This window comes from Plantibacter sp. CFBP 8775 (assembly GCF_014839505.1).
GTDB classification, from domain to species: Bacteria; Actinomycetota; Actinomycetes; order Actinomycetales; family Microbacteriaceae; genus Plantibacter; species Plantibacter auratus.
Genome location: NZ_JACYNV010000002.1, coordinates 960,924 through 976,307 on the forward strand (window position 1 = coordinate 960,924; position 15,384 = coordinate 976,307).

Annotated in this window: 13 protein-coding genes; 2 read left to right on the plus strand and 11 right to left on the minus strand. The window is 71.2% G+C overall.

What is annotated here, in order from left to right:
• Nucleotides 1-17 precede the first annotated feature (17 nt).
• From IFR14_RS16860 to IFR14_RS16875, 4 genes are all read right to left on the minus strand, one after another.
• A complete protein-coding gene (locus IFR14_RS16860) occupies nucleotides 18-1,454 on the minus strand; it encodes a bifunctional PIG-L family deacetylase/class I SAM-dependent methyltransferase (protein WP_191941699.1) in 1,437 nt (478 codons plus the stop codon).
• Nucleotides 1,454-2,476, minus strand: coding sequence for an acyl-CoA dehydrogenase (locus IFR14_RS16865; RefSeq protein ID WP_191941700.1), 1,023 nt, complete (start codon nucleotides 2,474-2,476; stop codon nucleotides 1,454-1,456). Before IFR14_RS16865 ends, IFR14_RS16860 begins: the two co-directional genes overlap by 1 nt.
• A 328-nt stretch (nucleotides 2,477-2,804) precedes the next feature.
• Nucleotides 2,805-3,815: a 1-aminocyclopropane-1-carboxylate deaminase gene (locus IFR14_RS16870; protein WP_079706802.1), complete on the minus strand. Its 1,011-nt coding sequence runs from the start codon at nucleotides 3,813-3,815 to the stop codon at nucleotides 2,805-2,807.
• Nucleotides 3,816-3,881: 66 nt separating this feature from the next.
• Entirely contained in the window at nucleotides 3,882-4,550 is a 669-nt protein-coding gene (locus IFR14_RS16875; RefSeq protein WP_191941701.1) for a GntR family transcriptional regulator, read from the minus strand.
• Between the two features lie 179 nt (nucleotides 4,551-4,729).
• On the opposite strand from IFR14_RS16875, the gene IFR14_RS16880 reads away from it, so the two are divergent.
• The gene (locus IFR14_RS16880; RefSeq protein WP_191941702.1) at nucleotides 4,730-5,263 is read left to right on the plus strand and encodes a hypothetical protein; all 534 of its coding nucleotides are present in this window, start codon (nucleotides 4,730-4,732) and stop codon (nucleotides 5,261-5,263) included.
• A gap of 102 nt (nucleotides 5,264-5,365) precedes the next feature.
• On the opposite strand, the gene IFR14_RS16885 is transcribed toward IFR14_RS16880, so the two are convergent.
• Nucleotides 5,366-5,968 (minus strand): GNAT family N-acetyltransferase, encoded by a 603-nt coding sequence (locus tag IFR14_RS16885; RefSeq protein ID WP_191941703.1) that lies wholly within the window; start codon nucleotides 5,966-5,968, stop codon nucleotides 5,366-5,368.
• Between the two features lie 251 nt (nucleotides 5,969-6,219).
• On the opposite strand from IFR14_RS16885, the gene IFR14_RS16890 reads away from it, so the two are divergent.
• On the plus strand, nucleotides 6,220-7,095 hold the full coding sequence (locus IFR14_RS16890; protein WP_342365728.1) for an aminoglycoside phosphotransferase family protein: 876 nt from the start codon (nucleotides 6,220-6,222) through the stop codon (nucleotides 7,093-7,095).
• An 80-nt stretch (nucleotides 7,096-7,175) separates the two neighbouring features.
• On the opposite strand, the gene IFR14_RS16895 is transcribed toward IFR14_RS16890, so the two are convergent.
• The 6 genes from IFR14_RS16895 to IFR14_RS16920 form a co-directional block, all read right to left on the minus strand.
• On the minus strand, nucleotides 7,176-9,209 hold the full coding sequence (locus IFR14_RS16895) for a helicase HerA-like domain-containing protein (protein WP_191941704.1): 2,034 nt from the start codon (nucleotides 9,207-9,209) through the stop codon (nucleotides 7,176-7,178).
• A 67-nt stretch (nucleotides 9,210-9,276) separates the two neighbouring features.
• On the minus strand, nucleotides 9,277-10,791 hold the full coding sequence (locus tag IFR14_RS16900) for a cryptochrome/photolyase family protein (RefSeq protein ID WP_191941705.1): 1,515 nt from the start codon (nucleotides 10,789-10,791) through the stop codon (nucleotides 9,277-9,279).
• A 102-nt stretch (nucleotides 10,792-10,893) separates the two neighbouring features.
• Nucleotides 10,894-12,081, minus strand: coding sequence for a Gfo/Idh/MocA family protein (locus tag IFR14_RS16905; protein WP_191941706.1), 1,188 nt, complete (start codon nucleotides 12,079-12,081; stop codon nucleotides 10,894-10,896).
• Complete coding sequence (locus IFR14_RS16910) at nucleotides 12,081-12,923, minus strand: sugar phosphate isomerase/epimerase family protein (RefSeq protein ID WP_191941707.1); 843 nt, start codon at nucleotides 12,921-12,923, stop codon at nucleotides 12,081-12,083. The genes IFR14_RS16905 and IFR14_RS16910 overlap by 1 nt, the downstream gene beginning before the upstream one ends.
• Nucleotides 12,924-13,011: 88 nt before the next feature.
• On the minus strand, nucleotides 13,012-14,373 hold the full coding sequence (locus tag IFR14_RS16915) for an MFS transporter (RefSeq protein ID WP_191941708.1): 1,362 nt from the start codon (nucleotides 14,371-14,373) through the stop codon (nucleotides 13,012-13,014).
• Nucleotides 14,374-14,677: 304 nt separating this feature from the next.
• The gene (locus IFR14_RS16920; RefSeq protein WP_191941709.1) at nucleotides 14,678-15,271 is read right to left on the minus strand and encodes a TetR/AcrR family transcriptional regulator; all 594 of its coding nucleotides are present in this window, start codon (nucleotides 15,269-15,271) and stop codon (nucleotides 14,678-14,680) included.
• Between the last annotated feature and the right edge of the window lie 113 nt (nucleotides 15,272-15,384).

Sequence of the window (15,384 nt, forward strand, 5' to 3'; positions counted from 1 at the left end):
ATCGATCCGTCGCAGCATCAGCCCGTCAGACCGTCCACTGCGGCGACGCTCGCCTCATCGGCGGGCACGAGGACGTCGAGCAGGAAGTCGTCCTCGACGTGCTGGATCGACCGACGGCCGGGCCAGCGTTCGAGCAACCGGCGATGGACGAACTCGGCCGAGGTCGTGGAGTGGTCATCGGGGTGCCGCCAGTGACACGCGACGATGCTCCCGCCGGGCGTGAGTGTGCCGAGGAGGTGGTCGATGACCCGATCGAGGTCGGTCGCCGACAGGTAGTAGCCGACCTCCGACATCACCACGAGGTCGAAGGAGCCGCTCGGCCAGTCGTCCGGAAGCGTGCCCCGTTCGAACCGGGCAGCGGGCACCCGTCGACGGGCGATCTCGAGGGGCGCCTCGGCGATGTCGACCCCGAGCACGTCGTCGCTGCGGTCCGCGAGCCGCTCGGTGAGCACACCCGTCGCGCAGCCGAGTTCGAGCACCGAACCGTAGCGCTGGCGCGGCAGAGCGGCGAGGAGGACCCGACGTTTGCGCTCCTCGTACCAGGAACCGAAGTCCCAGCCCCCGGGGTGGTCGCGATAGTGGTCCTCGAAGGACTCCTTCGACCGTGACGCAGCGTCGGCCGTCGCGGTGTCGTTGGCGGTGTCGGTGTCCGCCGCACGAGCATCCGCGTCGGTACCCGGCGCGAGGTCCAGCGCACGTCCGTTCGGGAACAGGACCTCGAACCGCCGCGCATAGTGCTGCAGGTGGTGGTGGTCGACGATCGCCTCGTCGCCCGGTGCGTCCGAGAGCGGCTCCGTCTGCGAGGGGTAGGCGTCCATCGCGGCGATCTTCGCCCCGTGCGCCGCCGCGTCGAGCGGGACGATCCGCGCCTCGGCCCATGGCAGGGTCGCGTCGTCGGTGTCGGCCCAGTGCCAGAGCCAGATCGGGAACTCCACGAGTGCGAGGTCGAGCTCGGTCGCGAGGGCCGTGGCGAGTTCGCCCGCGATCCGGTGGTCGCGGTGCCCGTCGCCGCGCCAGGGGGCGACGATGAGCGGTCGCGGTCCGGCGGTGGCGACGGCTGCTCGCAGTCGCTCCGCGATGCCCGCGCGTTCGGCGTCGAGGCCGCCGTCCGGGATGTGCAAGACGTCGTACCCGACCGTCGGGTGGAGACGACCGACCGCGTCGACGAACTCCGTTTCCCGGCGCGGGGCGAGTTCCTCGGGCGTGGTGGTCGGTGAGTCGGGGTGCGATCCCTCGCCGAGGGTCACGAGGAGGACCTCGACCGGGATCCCGGCGGCTGCGGCAGCCGCGATCAGCCCGCCGGCTCCGAGCGACTCGTCGTCGGGGTGCGGTGACAGGACGACGACGCCGGTGGCGTGCCGCCAGCTGTCCCAGGCGGGCAGGTCGAGCTCGTGCAAGCGGGTCGCCCAGGCGGCTGCCGACGTGCCGGGGTCGCGGTGGTCGAAGGCGGGCATCAGTCGGCCTCCACCAGCATGCGGCCGTAGCGCGCGAGGTCGCGGTCGCCGTGGTCCTGCTGGACGTAGAGCTCGAGGTCGGACATCCGCGCGAGATACGCGGGTTCGGAGGTGAGCGGGCCGGGGCCGAGCGCTCCGAGCACCCCGGCGCGGATGGCGTCGACCCGACCGCGGACCGTGGACCGCACGCGCTGGGCGAGGCGCGGGCCGGCCGTGTCGTCGGCGTGACCGTGCTCGATGGCCTGGGCCGCGTCGGCGATCGCCTGCTCGGCGATCGAGAGGTCGATGGCCGCGGCGCCGAGCGTGCGGAGGAGGAGGTCGGCGTCGGGTCGCGTGCGTGCCGCGGCGAGCAGGCGGTCGACGAGCGTGACCGCGCCGCCCCACCAGCAGGCGGCGACGCCGATCCCGCCCCAGGAGAAGCCGGGGCGTCGCAGGTACCACCCGTCGTCACCGACCGGGGAGGCGGGGACCCCGTCGAAGCCGACCGGGCCACTCGGGACGAGCGGCAGTCCGCGGGCGAGCCACGCGCTGTCGTCGGTCGTGACCCCGGGGTCGGTGAGTGCGACGGCGAACAGCCGCCGCTCCCCCGGCGCGGTGTGGGCGGTGACGAGGGCGTCGCTCAGGTGGGAGGCGAGGGAGCACCACGGCTTGGTGCCGGTCAACTGCCAGGCGTCGTCGACCAGGGTGGCGTCGAGACGCAGCCCGGGTGCTTCGGCCGCGAAGACGCCCCAGGTGGAGACGGCCGGCGGTTCGAGGTCGGCCTGATGCAGGATGGCGAGAGCGTCGAGGTGCGGTTCGACGACACGTGCGAGCGTGACGTCGACCGCGGCGATCGCGCCGAGTCCCGCGAAGACCCGCCCGGCGGTGTGCTGTTCGAGCGGGCCGACGAGTCGCACGGCTGTGGAGGTGAAGGCCAGGCGCGACTCGATGCTCGCCAACGATCCGGTCGCCGCATCGTGCAGAGCGTCGAGGTCGAGGGAGCTACCGCTGGTTGGCCAGGCGGTCGACTGCAGACGGATCATGCGATCCGTGTCTGGTGTCGGGGTTCCATCGGTGCGCGCATGCGACCTCCTCGCGTCGTGGAGGTCCAAGTCTCGCACCGCCACGCGCCGCCGCCCGCCCCTGGACCGCGACCATCGACCCTGGTAGTGCGTCAGCGCGGTGCGCTGACGCGAGCGCGGGCCATGGACGTGGGCGCGGGTCTCCGGAGGGGCGCGCTCGGTCGCCTGACCCGCGCTCACGCCGGTTCCCTCGGGTTCGCGTCAGCGCACCGCGCTGACGCCAGGTTTCGGCAACTCAGCCCAGCGCACCGCGCCGGCACCCCGCTCGGGCGAGGCGCCGGGCACCGGCTCAGTCGCGGAAGAGGGCGCTGTAGGCGTTGATCGCCGGCTGCCCACCGAGGTGCGCGTAGAGGACGTTGCTGGACGCCGGGATGTCACCGCTCGTCACGAGGTCGATGAGTCCCGCCATCGACTTCCCCTCGTAGACCGGGTCGATGATGACGCCCTCGAGACGACCGGTCAGGCGGATCGCCTCCATCGTCGACTCGACCGGGATCCCGTAGAGGTCGCCGGCCCAACCCTCCAGCACCGTGATCTCGTCGTCGCGGAGCTCGCGTTCGAGCCCGATGAGCTCCGCCGTGTTGCGGGCGATGCGTGCGACCTGGTCGCGGGTCTCCTGGATCTTCGCCGACGCGTCGATGCCGATCACCCGGCGCGGTCGGTCCTGCCCGGCGAACCCGGCGATCATGCCGGCGTGCGTGGACCCGGTGACGCTGCAGACGACGATCGTGTCGAAGAACACCCCGAGTTCACGCTCCTGCTGCTCGACCTCGGCGGCCCAGTTCGCGAATCCGAGACCACCGAGCCGGTGGTCCGACGCCCCGGCCGGGATCGCGTACGGGGTGCCGCCGCGTTCGCGCACGTCGTCGAGGGCACGTTCCCAGCTCGACTTGAAGCCGATACCGAAGCCCGCGGGATCGAGACGGACCTCGGCACCCATGATCCGCGACAGCATGATGTTGCCGACCCGGTCGTTCACGGAGTCGGGCCAGTCCACCCAGTTCTCCTGCACGAGCACCGCCTGCATCCCGAGCTTCGCCGCGACCGCCGCGACCTGCCGCGTGTGGTTGGACTGGTAGCCGCCGATCGACACGAGCGTGTCGGCACCCTGCGCGATCGCGTCGGGGATGAGGTACTCCAGCTTGCGGGTCTTGTTGCCGCCGTAGGCGAGACCGCTGTTGACGTCCTCGCGCTTGGCCCAGATCGTCGCGCCACCGAGGTGGGCGGTGAGGCGGTTGAGTTCGTGGACGGGACTTGGCCCGAAGGTGAGCGGGTAGCGGGAGAAGTCGCTGAGGGACATGTGGTGGCTCCTGGGTCTCGGTGGTGCGGCGGGATGTCGGGGAACGGGTCGGGTGGTGGGCGCTGCTCAGTCCTCGTCGAGGTGGGCGAGGACGAGGTCGGCGAGGGTCGTCCAGTTGCCTCGGACGAGCGCGGCCGCCGCGTCGACGTCCCCCTCCGCACAGCGCTCGATGACGGCGTCGTGCTGCGCGATCGACCCGCGCGCGGCGACCGAGGAGAACCGCAACCGTTCGATCCGGCGCAGCAACGGCGTGACCGCCTCGAGCGCATCACGGATGAACGGGTTCCCGGCGACGTCGACGGCCACGGCATGGAAGGCGTCGTCCGCTGCGAGCGCAGCGTCGGCGTCGTCACGTTGGAGCGCGGCTGCGAAGTCACGGTTCGCCGCGCGCATGCGATCGAGGTCGGCCGCACTCAGATGCGGTACCGCCTCACGGACGGCGAGTTCGTGCATGGCGGCGGCCACCGCCTGTGCCTGCAACGTCGCCCGGCTGTCGAGCGGGGTGACGACGGTCGACCGTCCGGGTTTCGCAATGACGAGCCCACTTCGGGCGAGGCGCAGGACGGCCTCACGGATGGGCGTGCGGCTCACGCCGAGCCAGCGTTCGAGTTCGGTGTCGACGAGTTTCTCGCCCGGGGTGAACGTCCCGTCGACGATCGCGTTGCGGAGCGACTGATAGACGTCGTCGCGGAGCAGCGCTCGGCGCTGCGGGTTGGCTTGAGCGGGAGCGGGCATGCAATATATTGCACATCGCAGGACCGAGAAGTCAAGCGTACCGGCGCAACCGGTCGGACCGGCTCGCAGAGTGGGGTATTCGTCCTACTTGTCCCCCAGATGGCGGATTGTCCACCCACTGAAAGCAGGCCACGATGATCTGCGGGGGTGAGTGCGTGCTGCGACGGGGTGATGAACCGGTGACGGTCAGACCGCATCCGCGCGTGCTCTGGAGCGCCGTCCTGAGCGCCGCAATCGTCGTCCTCCCCGTGTGGGGCGTCTCACTCTGGCTCGTCGGCCCGACCCCGAGCATCGAGCGCACGTGGGTCATCACGCTCGGCATCATCGGCATGGTCGTGCTGCTCGGCGTCGCCGTCCTGTCTCGACGACAACGCATCGTCGTGTGTCGTGACGGGTTCATCGAGCAGCCCATCGTCGGGCGGCAGCGGTTCGTTCCGCGCGAGGCGATCGGCCGCAGCCTGCTCTTCGAGTTCCGAGGTCGGGGGCTGCAAGCGAGCTCGCAGTTCTTCGTCTGTGACTCGGAGAACCGCCCACTCCTGCGCATGCGGAGCAACCGATGGAGCACGGACAGCATCGCGGCCGTCGTCGCCGCTTACGACGGCCCGGTGGAGCGACCCCGCCAGCCGGTCTCGCTCGACGACCTCCGCGAGGACCACCCCGACCTGCTCACCCCGCTCGAGCGTCTGCGCTGGGCGCGCGCCGAACTGCTCTAGCCGAACTGTTCTCGCTGAGTCGGCCTGCCCCGGCCGCCGCGATGGAGCGCGAGGGTACCGGCGTTCCGAGCGGGATCCGGCTCGGGTCGGATACCGGCCGGGTCAGAGCGCCTTCGCGTACCAGTGGGCGCCGGGACCGCCGTCGACCCGCGTGAAGCCCGTCCGCTGGTAGAACTGCTGTGCACCGGTGTTCGAGACGCCGACGCCGAGGTGCACACCCGGGACGCCGCGCTCCGCGAGGAGCTCGCAGAACCCGTCGATGAGCCGTCTGCCGAGGCCCATCCCCTGCGTCTCCGGCAGCAGGTCGATGTGCAGATGGGCCGGGTACTGCGCCAGGAGGTCCGGGGCCAGTCCGCCGCGATCGGTTGCGGATCGGACGATGCCGCGTTCGTCCTCCGAGGCCGCACCGGAGGCCGCGACCGCCGTGTACTTCGCCTCGACGGTCGGCCACCAGCGCTCGACGAACCAGCGGTCGAAGGCGGTCGTGTCCGCGGTGCCCAGGATGTACCCGATCGGGCCCGCACCGGCGTCGACGAGCAGCGCCAACTCGGGCTCGTGCTCGACGTAGGGCAAGGCATAGATGTCGGGCAGGAGGTCGTCCGTGCTGAATTGCCCGGTCGCGTCCGCGCCCGAGTCACCCGTCCGGGTGCAGATCGCCGCCACGGCGGCGCGGTCGGACGGTCGGTACGCGCGGATCTCAGTCACCGCGCCAGCCTAACCGGCGTTCCCCGGTCCCAGAGCCCCACCCTCCAAGTCCCTGAAGCCCATCCTCCCCGGCCTGAAGCCCGCCCTCCCCGGTCCCTGAGCCTGTCGAAGGGCGGTGTCCACCCGTGAGCCCTTCGACAAGCTCAGGGACCGATCGAGGCGCGACCCAGCAACCGCCCCGGGGACCGACCGAGGGACCGCCGAGGCGCGACCGAAGCACCGGTCTGACCGGGTTGCCTAGGCTGAGTCCCGTGACATGGCGACCAGGGGGCATCGACGCGGCCGTCGAGCAGTGGCGGCTCGTGCCCGATGGCGAGCTCATCGTGACGCCGTCGAGCCGGCTGCTCCCCGTGACGCACCACGGACGACCGGCGATGCTCAAGGTTCCGCTCGTCGAGGAAGAAGCACTCGGCGGTCAGCTGCTCGCGGCGTGGGATGGCGCCGGGTGTGCAGCGGTGTTCGCGGGCGATGACCACGCGATCGTCCTGGAACGCGCGACGGGCGGCCGTGATCTCGCCTCACTGACCCGCGCAGGTGACGACCTCGGAGCCGTCGCGATCCTGTGCTCCGTGCTCGCCACCCTGCACGCGGCGATCCCCACCCCGGCGCCGACCGATGCCGGTGATGTCATCGCCGAACTCCCCACGCTCCGCCGGTGGTTCCGCGAGCTGCTCGCCGACGACGCATCCGCCCTCGGCACCCTCCTCGGCGATCCGGCGAGCGCCGCGTTCCTCGAGCGTGGGCGGGAGCTCGCCGGTCGGCTGCTCGACACCACGACGCCCGCCGACGTCGTCGTGCTGCACGGCGACCTCCACCACATGAACGTGCTCGAGTTCGCACCCGGCGACTGGCGGGCGATCGATCCCAAGGGCATCATCGGTCACCGCGCCTTCGACGCCACAGCGTTGTTCAGCAACCCCGATCCCGCGACGGCACGGAACCCGCAGCTGTTCACCGAGCGGGTGGGGCTGGTGAGTCGATCGTTCGGCCTGACGCGAACCGCGCTCCTCGAGTGGGTGGTCGCGCGCTCCGCGCTGTCCGCCGTGTGGTCGCTGCAGGACGGGTTGCTCGACGACGCCCTCGCCACCGTCGAGCTCGGTCGCCTCGCCGAGGACGGCCTCCGGTAGGTTCGCGCCCTTCGACACGCTCAGGGGAACGGGAGACCGCTCAGGGGAACGGGACACCGCTTCAAGACCGGAGCGGCAGCTCAGCGGCGGCGACGCGTCCCGAAGATGCCCTCGACGACGCCGGTGAGGATCGACCGTGTCGCCTTCGACCCGAGGATCTCCTCGAGCGGACTCTTCGACGACGTCGACGACGACCTCGTCGACGTTCGGCGGGTCGTGCCGGCGGTCTTCCGGAGCAACCGTTCGTACTCGGCGTCGGCCTTCTTCTGCGCCGCGGCCTGCGCCTTGTCGGCGGCGGCCTGCTGCTTCGCGAGTTCCGCCGCGATGCGCTGCCGCTCGAGTTCGGCCTCGGCGGCGAGCGCGGCCTGGTTCGCCTCCTCGAGCTTCGCCGTCAGGATCTCCCTCGCCGACTCTCGGTCGACCGGCGTCCCGTACCGCGCGAGCAACGGTGAGGCCGCGATCGCCGCGTCGATCGCGGTGTCGAGACTGGGCGACATGAGTCCCTGCGGCGCCCGCAGTCTCGTCCACGCGACCGGCGACGGCGCCCCCTTCTCGTTCATCACGGTGACGACCGCCTCACCGGTGCCGAGCGAGGTGAGGACCTCGCCGAGCTCGTAGCCGGAGGTCGGGTAGGTCGACACGGTCGCCTTGAGTGCCTTCGCGTCGTCCGGGGTGAACGCACGGAGGGCGTGCTGCACGCGCGAACCGAGCTGCGCGAGCACCTCGCCCGGGACGTCCTTCGGTGTCTGCGTGACGAAGAAGATGCCGACACCCTTCGACCGGATGAGCCGGACCGTCTGCGTGATCTGCGCGAGGAAGTCCTTCGACGCGTCGCGGAACAGCAGGTGCGCCTCGTCGAAGAAGAACACGAGCTTCGGCTTCTCGGGGTCGCCCACCTCGGGGAGGGTGTTGAAGAGGTCGGCGAGCAACCACATGAGGAACGTCGAGTAGAGGGCCGGCTGGTTCTGGACGCCCGGCACCTCGAGCAGGCTGACGATGCCTTTGCCGCTCGGGTCGAGGCGGATGAAGTCGGCGGTGTCGATCTCGGGTTCGCCGAAGAAGACGTCGGCGCCCTGGTCGGCGAAGGTGATGAGCTCCCGCAGGATCACCCCGACGGTGGCGCCCGACAGCCCGCCGAGCTCCTGCAGCTCGCCCTTGCCGTCGTCGCTCGCGAGGTAGGTGAGGACCGCGCGCAGGTCGCTCAGGTCGAGGAGCGGCAGGCCCGCCTGGTCGGCGTAGTGGAAGACGAGACCGAGGCTGGACTCCTGCGTTGCGTTGAGGCCGAGGACCTTGCTCAGCAGCAACGGACCGAAGGCGGCGATGGTGGCGCGGATCGGGACGCCCTTGCCGACGCCGCCGAGCGCGAAGTACTCCGTCGGGGTGGCGGCCGGCGTCCAGTCCTGGCCGATGCCGCGGGTGCGGTCGAGGAGCTTCTCGTTCGACTCCCCCGGGGTCGCGATGCCCGAGAGGTCACCCTTGATGTCCGCGGCGAACACGGGGACACCGGCGGCCGAGAGCTGCTCGACGAGGCCCTGGAGGGTGCGGGTCTTCCCGGTTCCGGTGGCGCCGGCGACGAGCCCGTGCCGGTTCATGACGCTGAGCGGGATGCGGACCTGCACCCCGGGCACCGGTTCCCCGTTGACCAGGGCCCCCATCTCGAGCGCCGGGCCGTGCACGAGGTAGCCGTCGCGGATCTTCAGCACGTCGTCGAGGCCGAGCGGGCCCGGCCCGATGGTGTCGGCGCTGAGCTCGTCGGAGCTGCTGGTGTCGGCAGTGCCAGTGCCGACGGTGCCAGTGCCGGCGGTGCTGGTGTCGGCGGTGCTGGTGTCGGCACCGACTGCGTCGTCGGTTGGGACGTCTGCTGGGGCCTCGGCGGCCGGCGCATCACTCGCGGAACCGGGGTCCACCGGCTCGACCGGTGACGCTGCTCCGGTGGCCCCGCCCGACGCCGTGATCCCGGCCCCGGCGAGCGCCGCTGCCGCCTCGGCCGCCTTCACCTTCGCTGCGGCGAGCGCCGCCTGCGCCTGGGCGGCTTCGAGCTCCGCCTGTGCGTGGGCGGCGGCAGCCTGGAGTGCGGCGATCTGTGGGTCGGATGCTGCATCACTGGGCGTCATGTGCCGAGCCTAGCGACGCGCTCCCCACGGGTCGAGGGGTCGCGCGAGGGCGGGACGACTGCTCTGATCACCACTGTTCGCGGGTGCGCTCCTGGTCGACGACGGCGCGGAGGTCGGACAGTCGTCGCATCCCGGCCAGCGGTCGCGCCATGCGCGTGTTGTGCCGGATGCGCGGTTCCACGCGATCGAGGAAGGCCCAGTATCCGGCGGTGAAGGGGCAGGCGTCCTCGCCCAGCCGCACCTTGGGATTGAAGACGCACCCACCGCAGTAGTCGGACATCTTGTCGATGTACGCACCGCCCGAGGCGTAGGGCTTCGTCGCGACGATGCCGCCGTCCGCGTGCTGCGACATGCCGATGACGTTCGCAGGCATCACCCAGGGGGTGCCGTCGACGAACATGTCGATGAACCAGTCGTTGAGCGCGACGGGGTCGTACCCGTGCTGCAGGGCCCAGTTGCCGAGCACCATGAGCCGCTGGATGTGATGCGCCCACCCGTGGCGACGCATCCCGTCGATCGTCTCACGGAGACAGTTGGACTGGATGGCGGCGGCGTCGAGTTCGCGGAACTGGCGCGGGAGCGGCTCGTGCGCCCCGAGGGCGTTGTGACTCGTCCGGTACGGCTCGCCGAGGTGCCAGTAGAGATGCCAGACGTAGTCCCGCCAGCCGATGATCTGGCGGGTGAAGCCCTCGACGCTCGACAGCGGTGCGCGACCGGCGTGGTACTCGGCGACCACGGTCTCGACGGCGTCGCGCGGGTCGAGCAGGCCGAGGTTGAGGGGCGCGCTCAGCAGGGAGTGCGCCATCGTCCAGTCGCCGCCGAGCATGGCGTCCTCGAACGGGCCGAAGTCGCCGAGCCTGGTCTCGATGAAGTCCGCCAGCGCCGCCTCCGCCTCGGCCGCGGTCGCCGCGAAGCGCCGCGGCCCGTCGTCGCCGACCAGCTGGACCAGCCCGTCGCGCTGCCACCGGTCGAGGTCCTCCCGGACCTCCGCGTCGATGTCGTCCTCCTCGGGCCAGAGCGGCTCGGGCAGACCGAGCCGGGCGGCTCCCTTCGGCGGCGGGTTGCGGTTGTCGTGGTCGTAGTTCCAGCGGCCGCCCTCCGGCTGGTCGCCGCGCATGAGGATCCCGGTCCGCTCCCGCACCGTGCGGTAGAAGTCCTCCAGGAGGAGCCGCTTGCCGTCCCGCGTCGACGCCCAGGCCGCGAAGTCGGGCTCCGAGGTCACGAAGCCGCGGCTCGGGAGCACCCGGAGGCCGCGCTCACGGACGAAGCGCCGAGCCGTCCACGAGGGTGGGTCGATCACCTCGAGGTCGGCGCCGACCTCGACGACCTCCTCGTAGCGGTCGACCTGGTGGAACTCCGCCCGGTCGCCGAGTTCCGCCGCACGATGTCGGATGGCCGAGAGGAAGAGGTGCGCCTTCGCCCGGTGCATCGGTCGCTTCGTGAAGGTGGACTTCGATTCGATGAGCAGGATCGGTCCGCCGTCGTCGAACGCCGGGCCGAGCTGGCCGGTGAGGATCCATCGTCGTCGGCCGGCGGTCGATTCGTCGTCGCGCTCCGCGGCACTCCGTCCGGTGGTGTCCATCGCCTCAGCGTACGTGGGGCGACGGACACCACCGGGGGCTTGCTCAGGCTGCTCCGATGCTGCTCGGTTCTGTTCTGCGGTGCGCTGCCCGGCTCACAGCGCTCAGAGCGTCGCGGCGAACGGGTCCCAGTCCTCCGCGACGAGCGGGACCGGCGCCACCCGGCTCGCCACGTCGACGGTCTGGCCGGACACCACGGACTCGTCGATCGAGACGAGCGTGTCGAGCACGTGGAAGCCGAGCGCGCCCGAAGCGAGCAGCGTGCCGCCGGAACGGATCGCCCGGGCGAGGTCGAGGACCCCGGTGCCGCGGCCGGCGAGGACGCCCTCGGTCGGCACGATCTCCCACTCCGGGTCCTGCTGCATCCGCTCGATGGGCGCCGCGCGAGTGATCCGCACCTCGCCCGTGAACATGTTCGGGTCGGGGATCACGAGCGTCCCCTCGGTGCCGGTGATCTCGACGACGCCCATCTTCGCGAGCGGTGACTCGAAGCTGAAGACGCTCTGGCTCACGCCGCCGTCCACGAAGCGGGCGATGGCGCTGACGTGCGTCGGCACCTCGACGGCGAACTCGGTGCCGACGCGGTCGCCCTGCTGGATCGTCCGCGTCGCACGCCCACGGGAGCCGGCCGCCGACACCGAGGCGACCGAACCGAACACCTGCACGAGCGTCGTCAGGTAGTACGGCCCCATGTCGAACAGCGGCCCGCCGCCTTTTGCGAACAGGAACTCCGGGTTCGGGTGGAAGATGTCCGGCCCGGCGTACTGCATGACGGTCTGGGCGGTGAGCGGCTGACCGATGTCACCGCGGGCGATGGCGCGACGCGCGGACTGGACGCCCGGGCCGAGCACCGTGTCCGGCGCGATGCCGACGAGGAGTCCTGCGGCGTCGGCCTGCTCGAGGAGCGCGAGCCCGCTCGCACGGTCGACGCTGATCGGCTTCTCCGTCCACACGTGCTTGCCGGCGGCGAGCACCTGCGAGGCGACCTGCGCGTGGACGGCGGGGATCGTGAGGTTCACGACGAGCTCGACGTCCGGGTGTGCGAGGACGTCGTCGGCGGTCCCCCACTCGCCGACGCCCCACTTCTCGGCCTGGGCCTTCGCGCGGTCGACGTCGAGGTCGCCGAGGATCACGACGTGGACGTCGGGAAACGCGGTGAGGTGCTCGAGGTAGGTGTCGCTGATCATGCCGGTGCCGATGAACCCGACGCCGACCGGGCCGCTGCCCTGCGGAGCGCGTGCCGTCGTGCCCTGCGCTGCCGCGGGCGCCGTGCCGTGCGCTGCCGCGGGCATCAGCGGACCACCGCTTCGGTCGAGACGAGCTGTTCGGCGACGAGCGCGTCGACGCTCGCCTGCACACCGTCGAAGATGTCGCCGGCGCCGTAGTGGTCGAACTCGATGATCGCGAACCGGGCCGAGGGCGCTGCGGCGATGGACTCGCGCAGCGGGACCTCACCCTGCCCGAACGGGCGCTGGTCGAGACTCGTCGGCACGAAGGGCGCGGCGCCCGGCGCGAACGGGTCGGCGGGCAGCAGGCCGTCCTTGACGTGGAGCGCCTGGACGCGGTCGCCGAGGCGACCGAGCAGCGCGGGGACGTCCTGACCGGCGGTCGCCGCCCAGAACAGGTCGACCTCGAGGGCGACGTCGTCACGCAGCTGATCGGCGAAGACCTCGAACGCGCTGCGTCCGCCGAACGATGCGACGAACTCCTGCGAGTGGTTGTGGTACCCGACGCGGAGGCCGTGGTCGGCCGCGCGCTCCGCCGCGGCGTTCAGGCGGGACGCCGTGTCGGCGACGGCTGCCTCGTCGAGCCAGCGGTCGGGGCTGACGAACGCGTCGATGACGATCTCGAGGCCGAGGGCCTTCGCCGCGGCGAAGACGTCCTCCTGTGGGGCGACCGGCATGACCTGGTCGCCGAAGCGGATCTCGTCGGAGAGGAGGGTCGCGTGCCCGGTGCGGGCGGCGAGCCCGTGACGGTCGAACGCCTCGCGGAGCTCGGGCGCGCGGGAGACGAAGTCGAAGGCTTCGACCTCGCGCAGGCCTATGCCGGCGAGCCGGGCGAGGGCGTCGTCGAGTCCCTGGTCGAGGTGCTCCTTGATGCTGTAGAGCTGCACGGAGAGCGCTGGTGCGGTCATGGTGTTGCCGTCCGTTCTGACGCCGTCCTTGGCGTCGCTGGGTGATGGAGTGGAGCTGGTGATCGGAGTGCTGGAGGCGCGAGCGGGGTCACCCACGGGTCGCGATCGATCCGGTGATCGTCCCGTCGGCGTTCCGGGTCATGCGGTGTCGGACCGGCAGGATCGTCAGCGCGCCGAGCACGGCGATGACCCCGGCGCCCCAGAACAGGGCCGTGTAGTTGTTGCCGACCGCGCCGAGTCCGAGGAGGAACGCGCCCACCGCACCGGCGAGCGACTGCGGCAGGGCGTTCGCGATATTGAGGACACCGAGGTCCTTCGCCGCGTCGTCGGGGTTCGGCAGGACGTCCACGACGAGGGCGGTGTCGACCGCGACGTACACGCCGTACGCCGCCCCCATGATGGCCTCGACCACGTAGAACATGGGCACGGTCGTGGTGTGGGCGAGCAGCACGAGCCCGAGCGCGAAGACCGCCGTCGACCCGATGACGAACACCTTGCGGTTGAGCATCCGGTCCGACAGCCAACCGCCGAGCTTCGCGGTGATGACGAGCGCGATCGTGTAGATCAGCACACCCACGGTCAGGGTGTCGACGGCGCCCTGCTGCGACAGCCCGACCTCCTCCTGCAGGAAGAACAGGCGGAACGCGACGAAGAGGAACGACGCGAGCGTCAGGAGGAACCGTGAGAGCCAGACCCAGCCGAAGTCCGGGTGCTTGAGCGGGTTCACCCAGAAGGTGAAGAGCAGACCCTTCCATCCGCCGACGTCCGGACGGGTGGTGATCGCGCGGTCGGGCAGGACGAAGCAGTACAGCCACACGGTGATCAGCGCGAAGACGGCCGGAGCGACGAAGAGGAGCAGCATGTCGGTGACGAACCAACTGGCCACGAAGGCCGCCGCGAGGATGCCGACGTTCTGCATGACCCCGACGTTCGCGGAGACACTCCCGCGCTGTTCCGGCGGGACCTGGTCGGCGATCGTCGCGAGCAGCGGGCCGAGGATGGCGTTGCCGGTCAGCTGCGCGAGGCACCACCCGGCGATGAGGGCCGGGACGTTCGGAGCGAGGGCGACGATCGTGAGCGAGGCGACGAAGCCGATGGCGCCGAGGAACATCCACGGCCGACGGCGACCGAACCGCGAGAGGGTGAGGTCGGACAGGCGGCCGATCACCGGGTTCGCGACGAGGGCGAACAGGGCGGCGATGGAGAGGACGTTGCCGTTGACGACCGCCGCCTGGTCACCCGGGACGAGCTGCTGCGTCTTGAGGGCCAGGCTCACGGTGACCGGGGCGAGCAGGGCCACGAACAGACCGAACTGGGCGAGCGCCATGGTGGTGACGACCCATTTCGACGCCCGTTCCGTGGGCCCTGACGGGCCGGTGACGAGGCTGACGTAGGGGCCGCTCGAGGCACGCTGACCGGTGGGTTTGGGGCGGCGGGGTGGGTTGGACATCCGAGTTCCTCTCAACGCTGAGCTGCGGACCGGCTCTGGCCCGCGGGTGGTGCTGTCCCGGCAGGACCGGGAAACCGATCACTGCACGGCTTTGAGTATAGGCGCGAAACCCGAGTGGTCAATAGGTTTTCACGAAACCTGTCGGTGTGGTTGTTGCCAGCGCGGTGCGCTGACGCGAGCGCACCCCAGCCGCGTGAGCGCGGGTCTCCGGAGAGTCGCGCTCACGCGCCCGGGGCGCGCCCACGCCGATTCCCCAGCGCTCGCGTCACCGCACCGCGCCGGGCCCCACAGACCCGCGCTCGGGTCAGCGCACCGCGCCGGCGTCGCCGATGAGGAGGGCCCAGGCGCGCTCGAGGTCACCGGCCATGTCGACGGAGGGGTCGAGCGTCCACTGCACCTGCAGGCCGTCGGCGAGGGCGACCATGACGCGCGCCACGTGATCGGGGTCGATGCCCGCGGCGACCCGCCCGGAGGCCTGGCGATCCCGGACGACGTCGGCGATGCTCCGGCGCACCGCTGTGACGTGATCGACGAAGAACCCTCGCACCGGGTGCTCCGCATCACCGGCGGCGGCCGCCATCGTCAGGTACAACTCGACGAGGCCCGGGACGTCGCTGTTGTGGCGCATGACCGCGACCAGACCCTCGATCGCGTCCTGCGACCCGGCCGCGGCGAACTCCTCGTAGTCGACGGCGTCGCGCTCCCGCAGGATCGCCGCGAACAGGTGTTCCTTGGATTCGAAGTAGTGCATGAGCCCCGGCAGACTGACGCCGACCTCACGCGCGACCTCACGGAGCGACGTGCCGCGGTACCCCTCGCGCGCGAACACCGCGAGCGCGACGCGCAGGATCTCCTCCCGGCGCGCAACACCCTTCGCGTAGGAGCCCCGTGCCGTCATGTGCCGATTGTAGGGCCGCACGACGATGGCGGTGGGTGGGATTCCCCACCCACCGCCGACGCCGATACGTGCACAACTCAGGACGGGTCCGGCGCGCCGTCCCGCGATCGCCG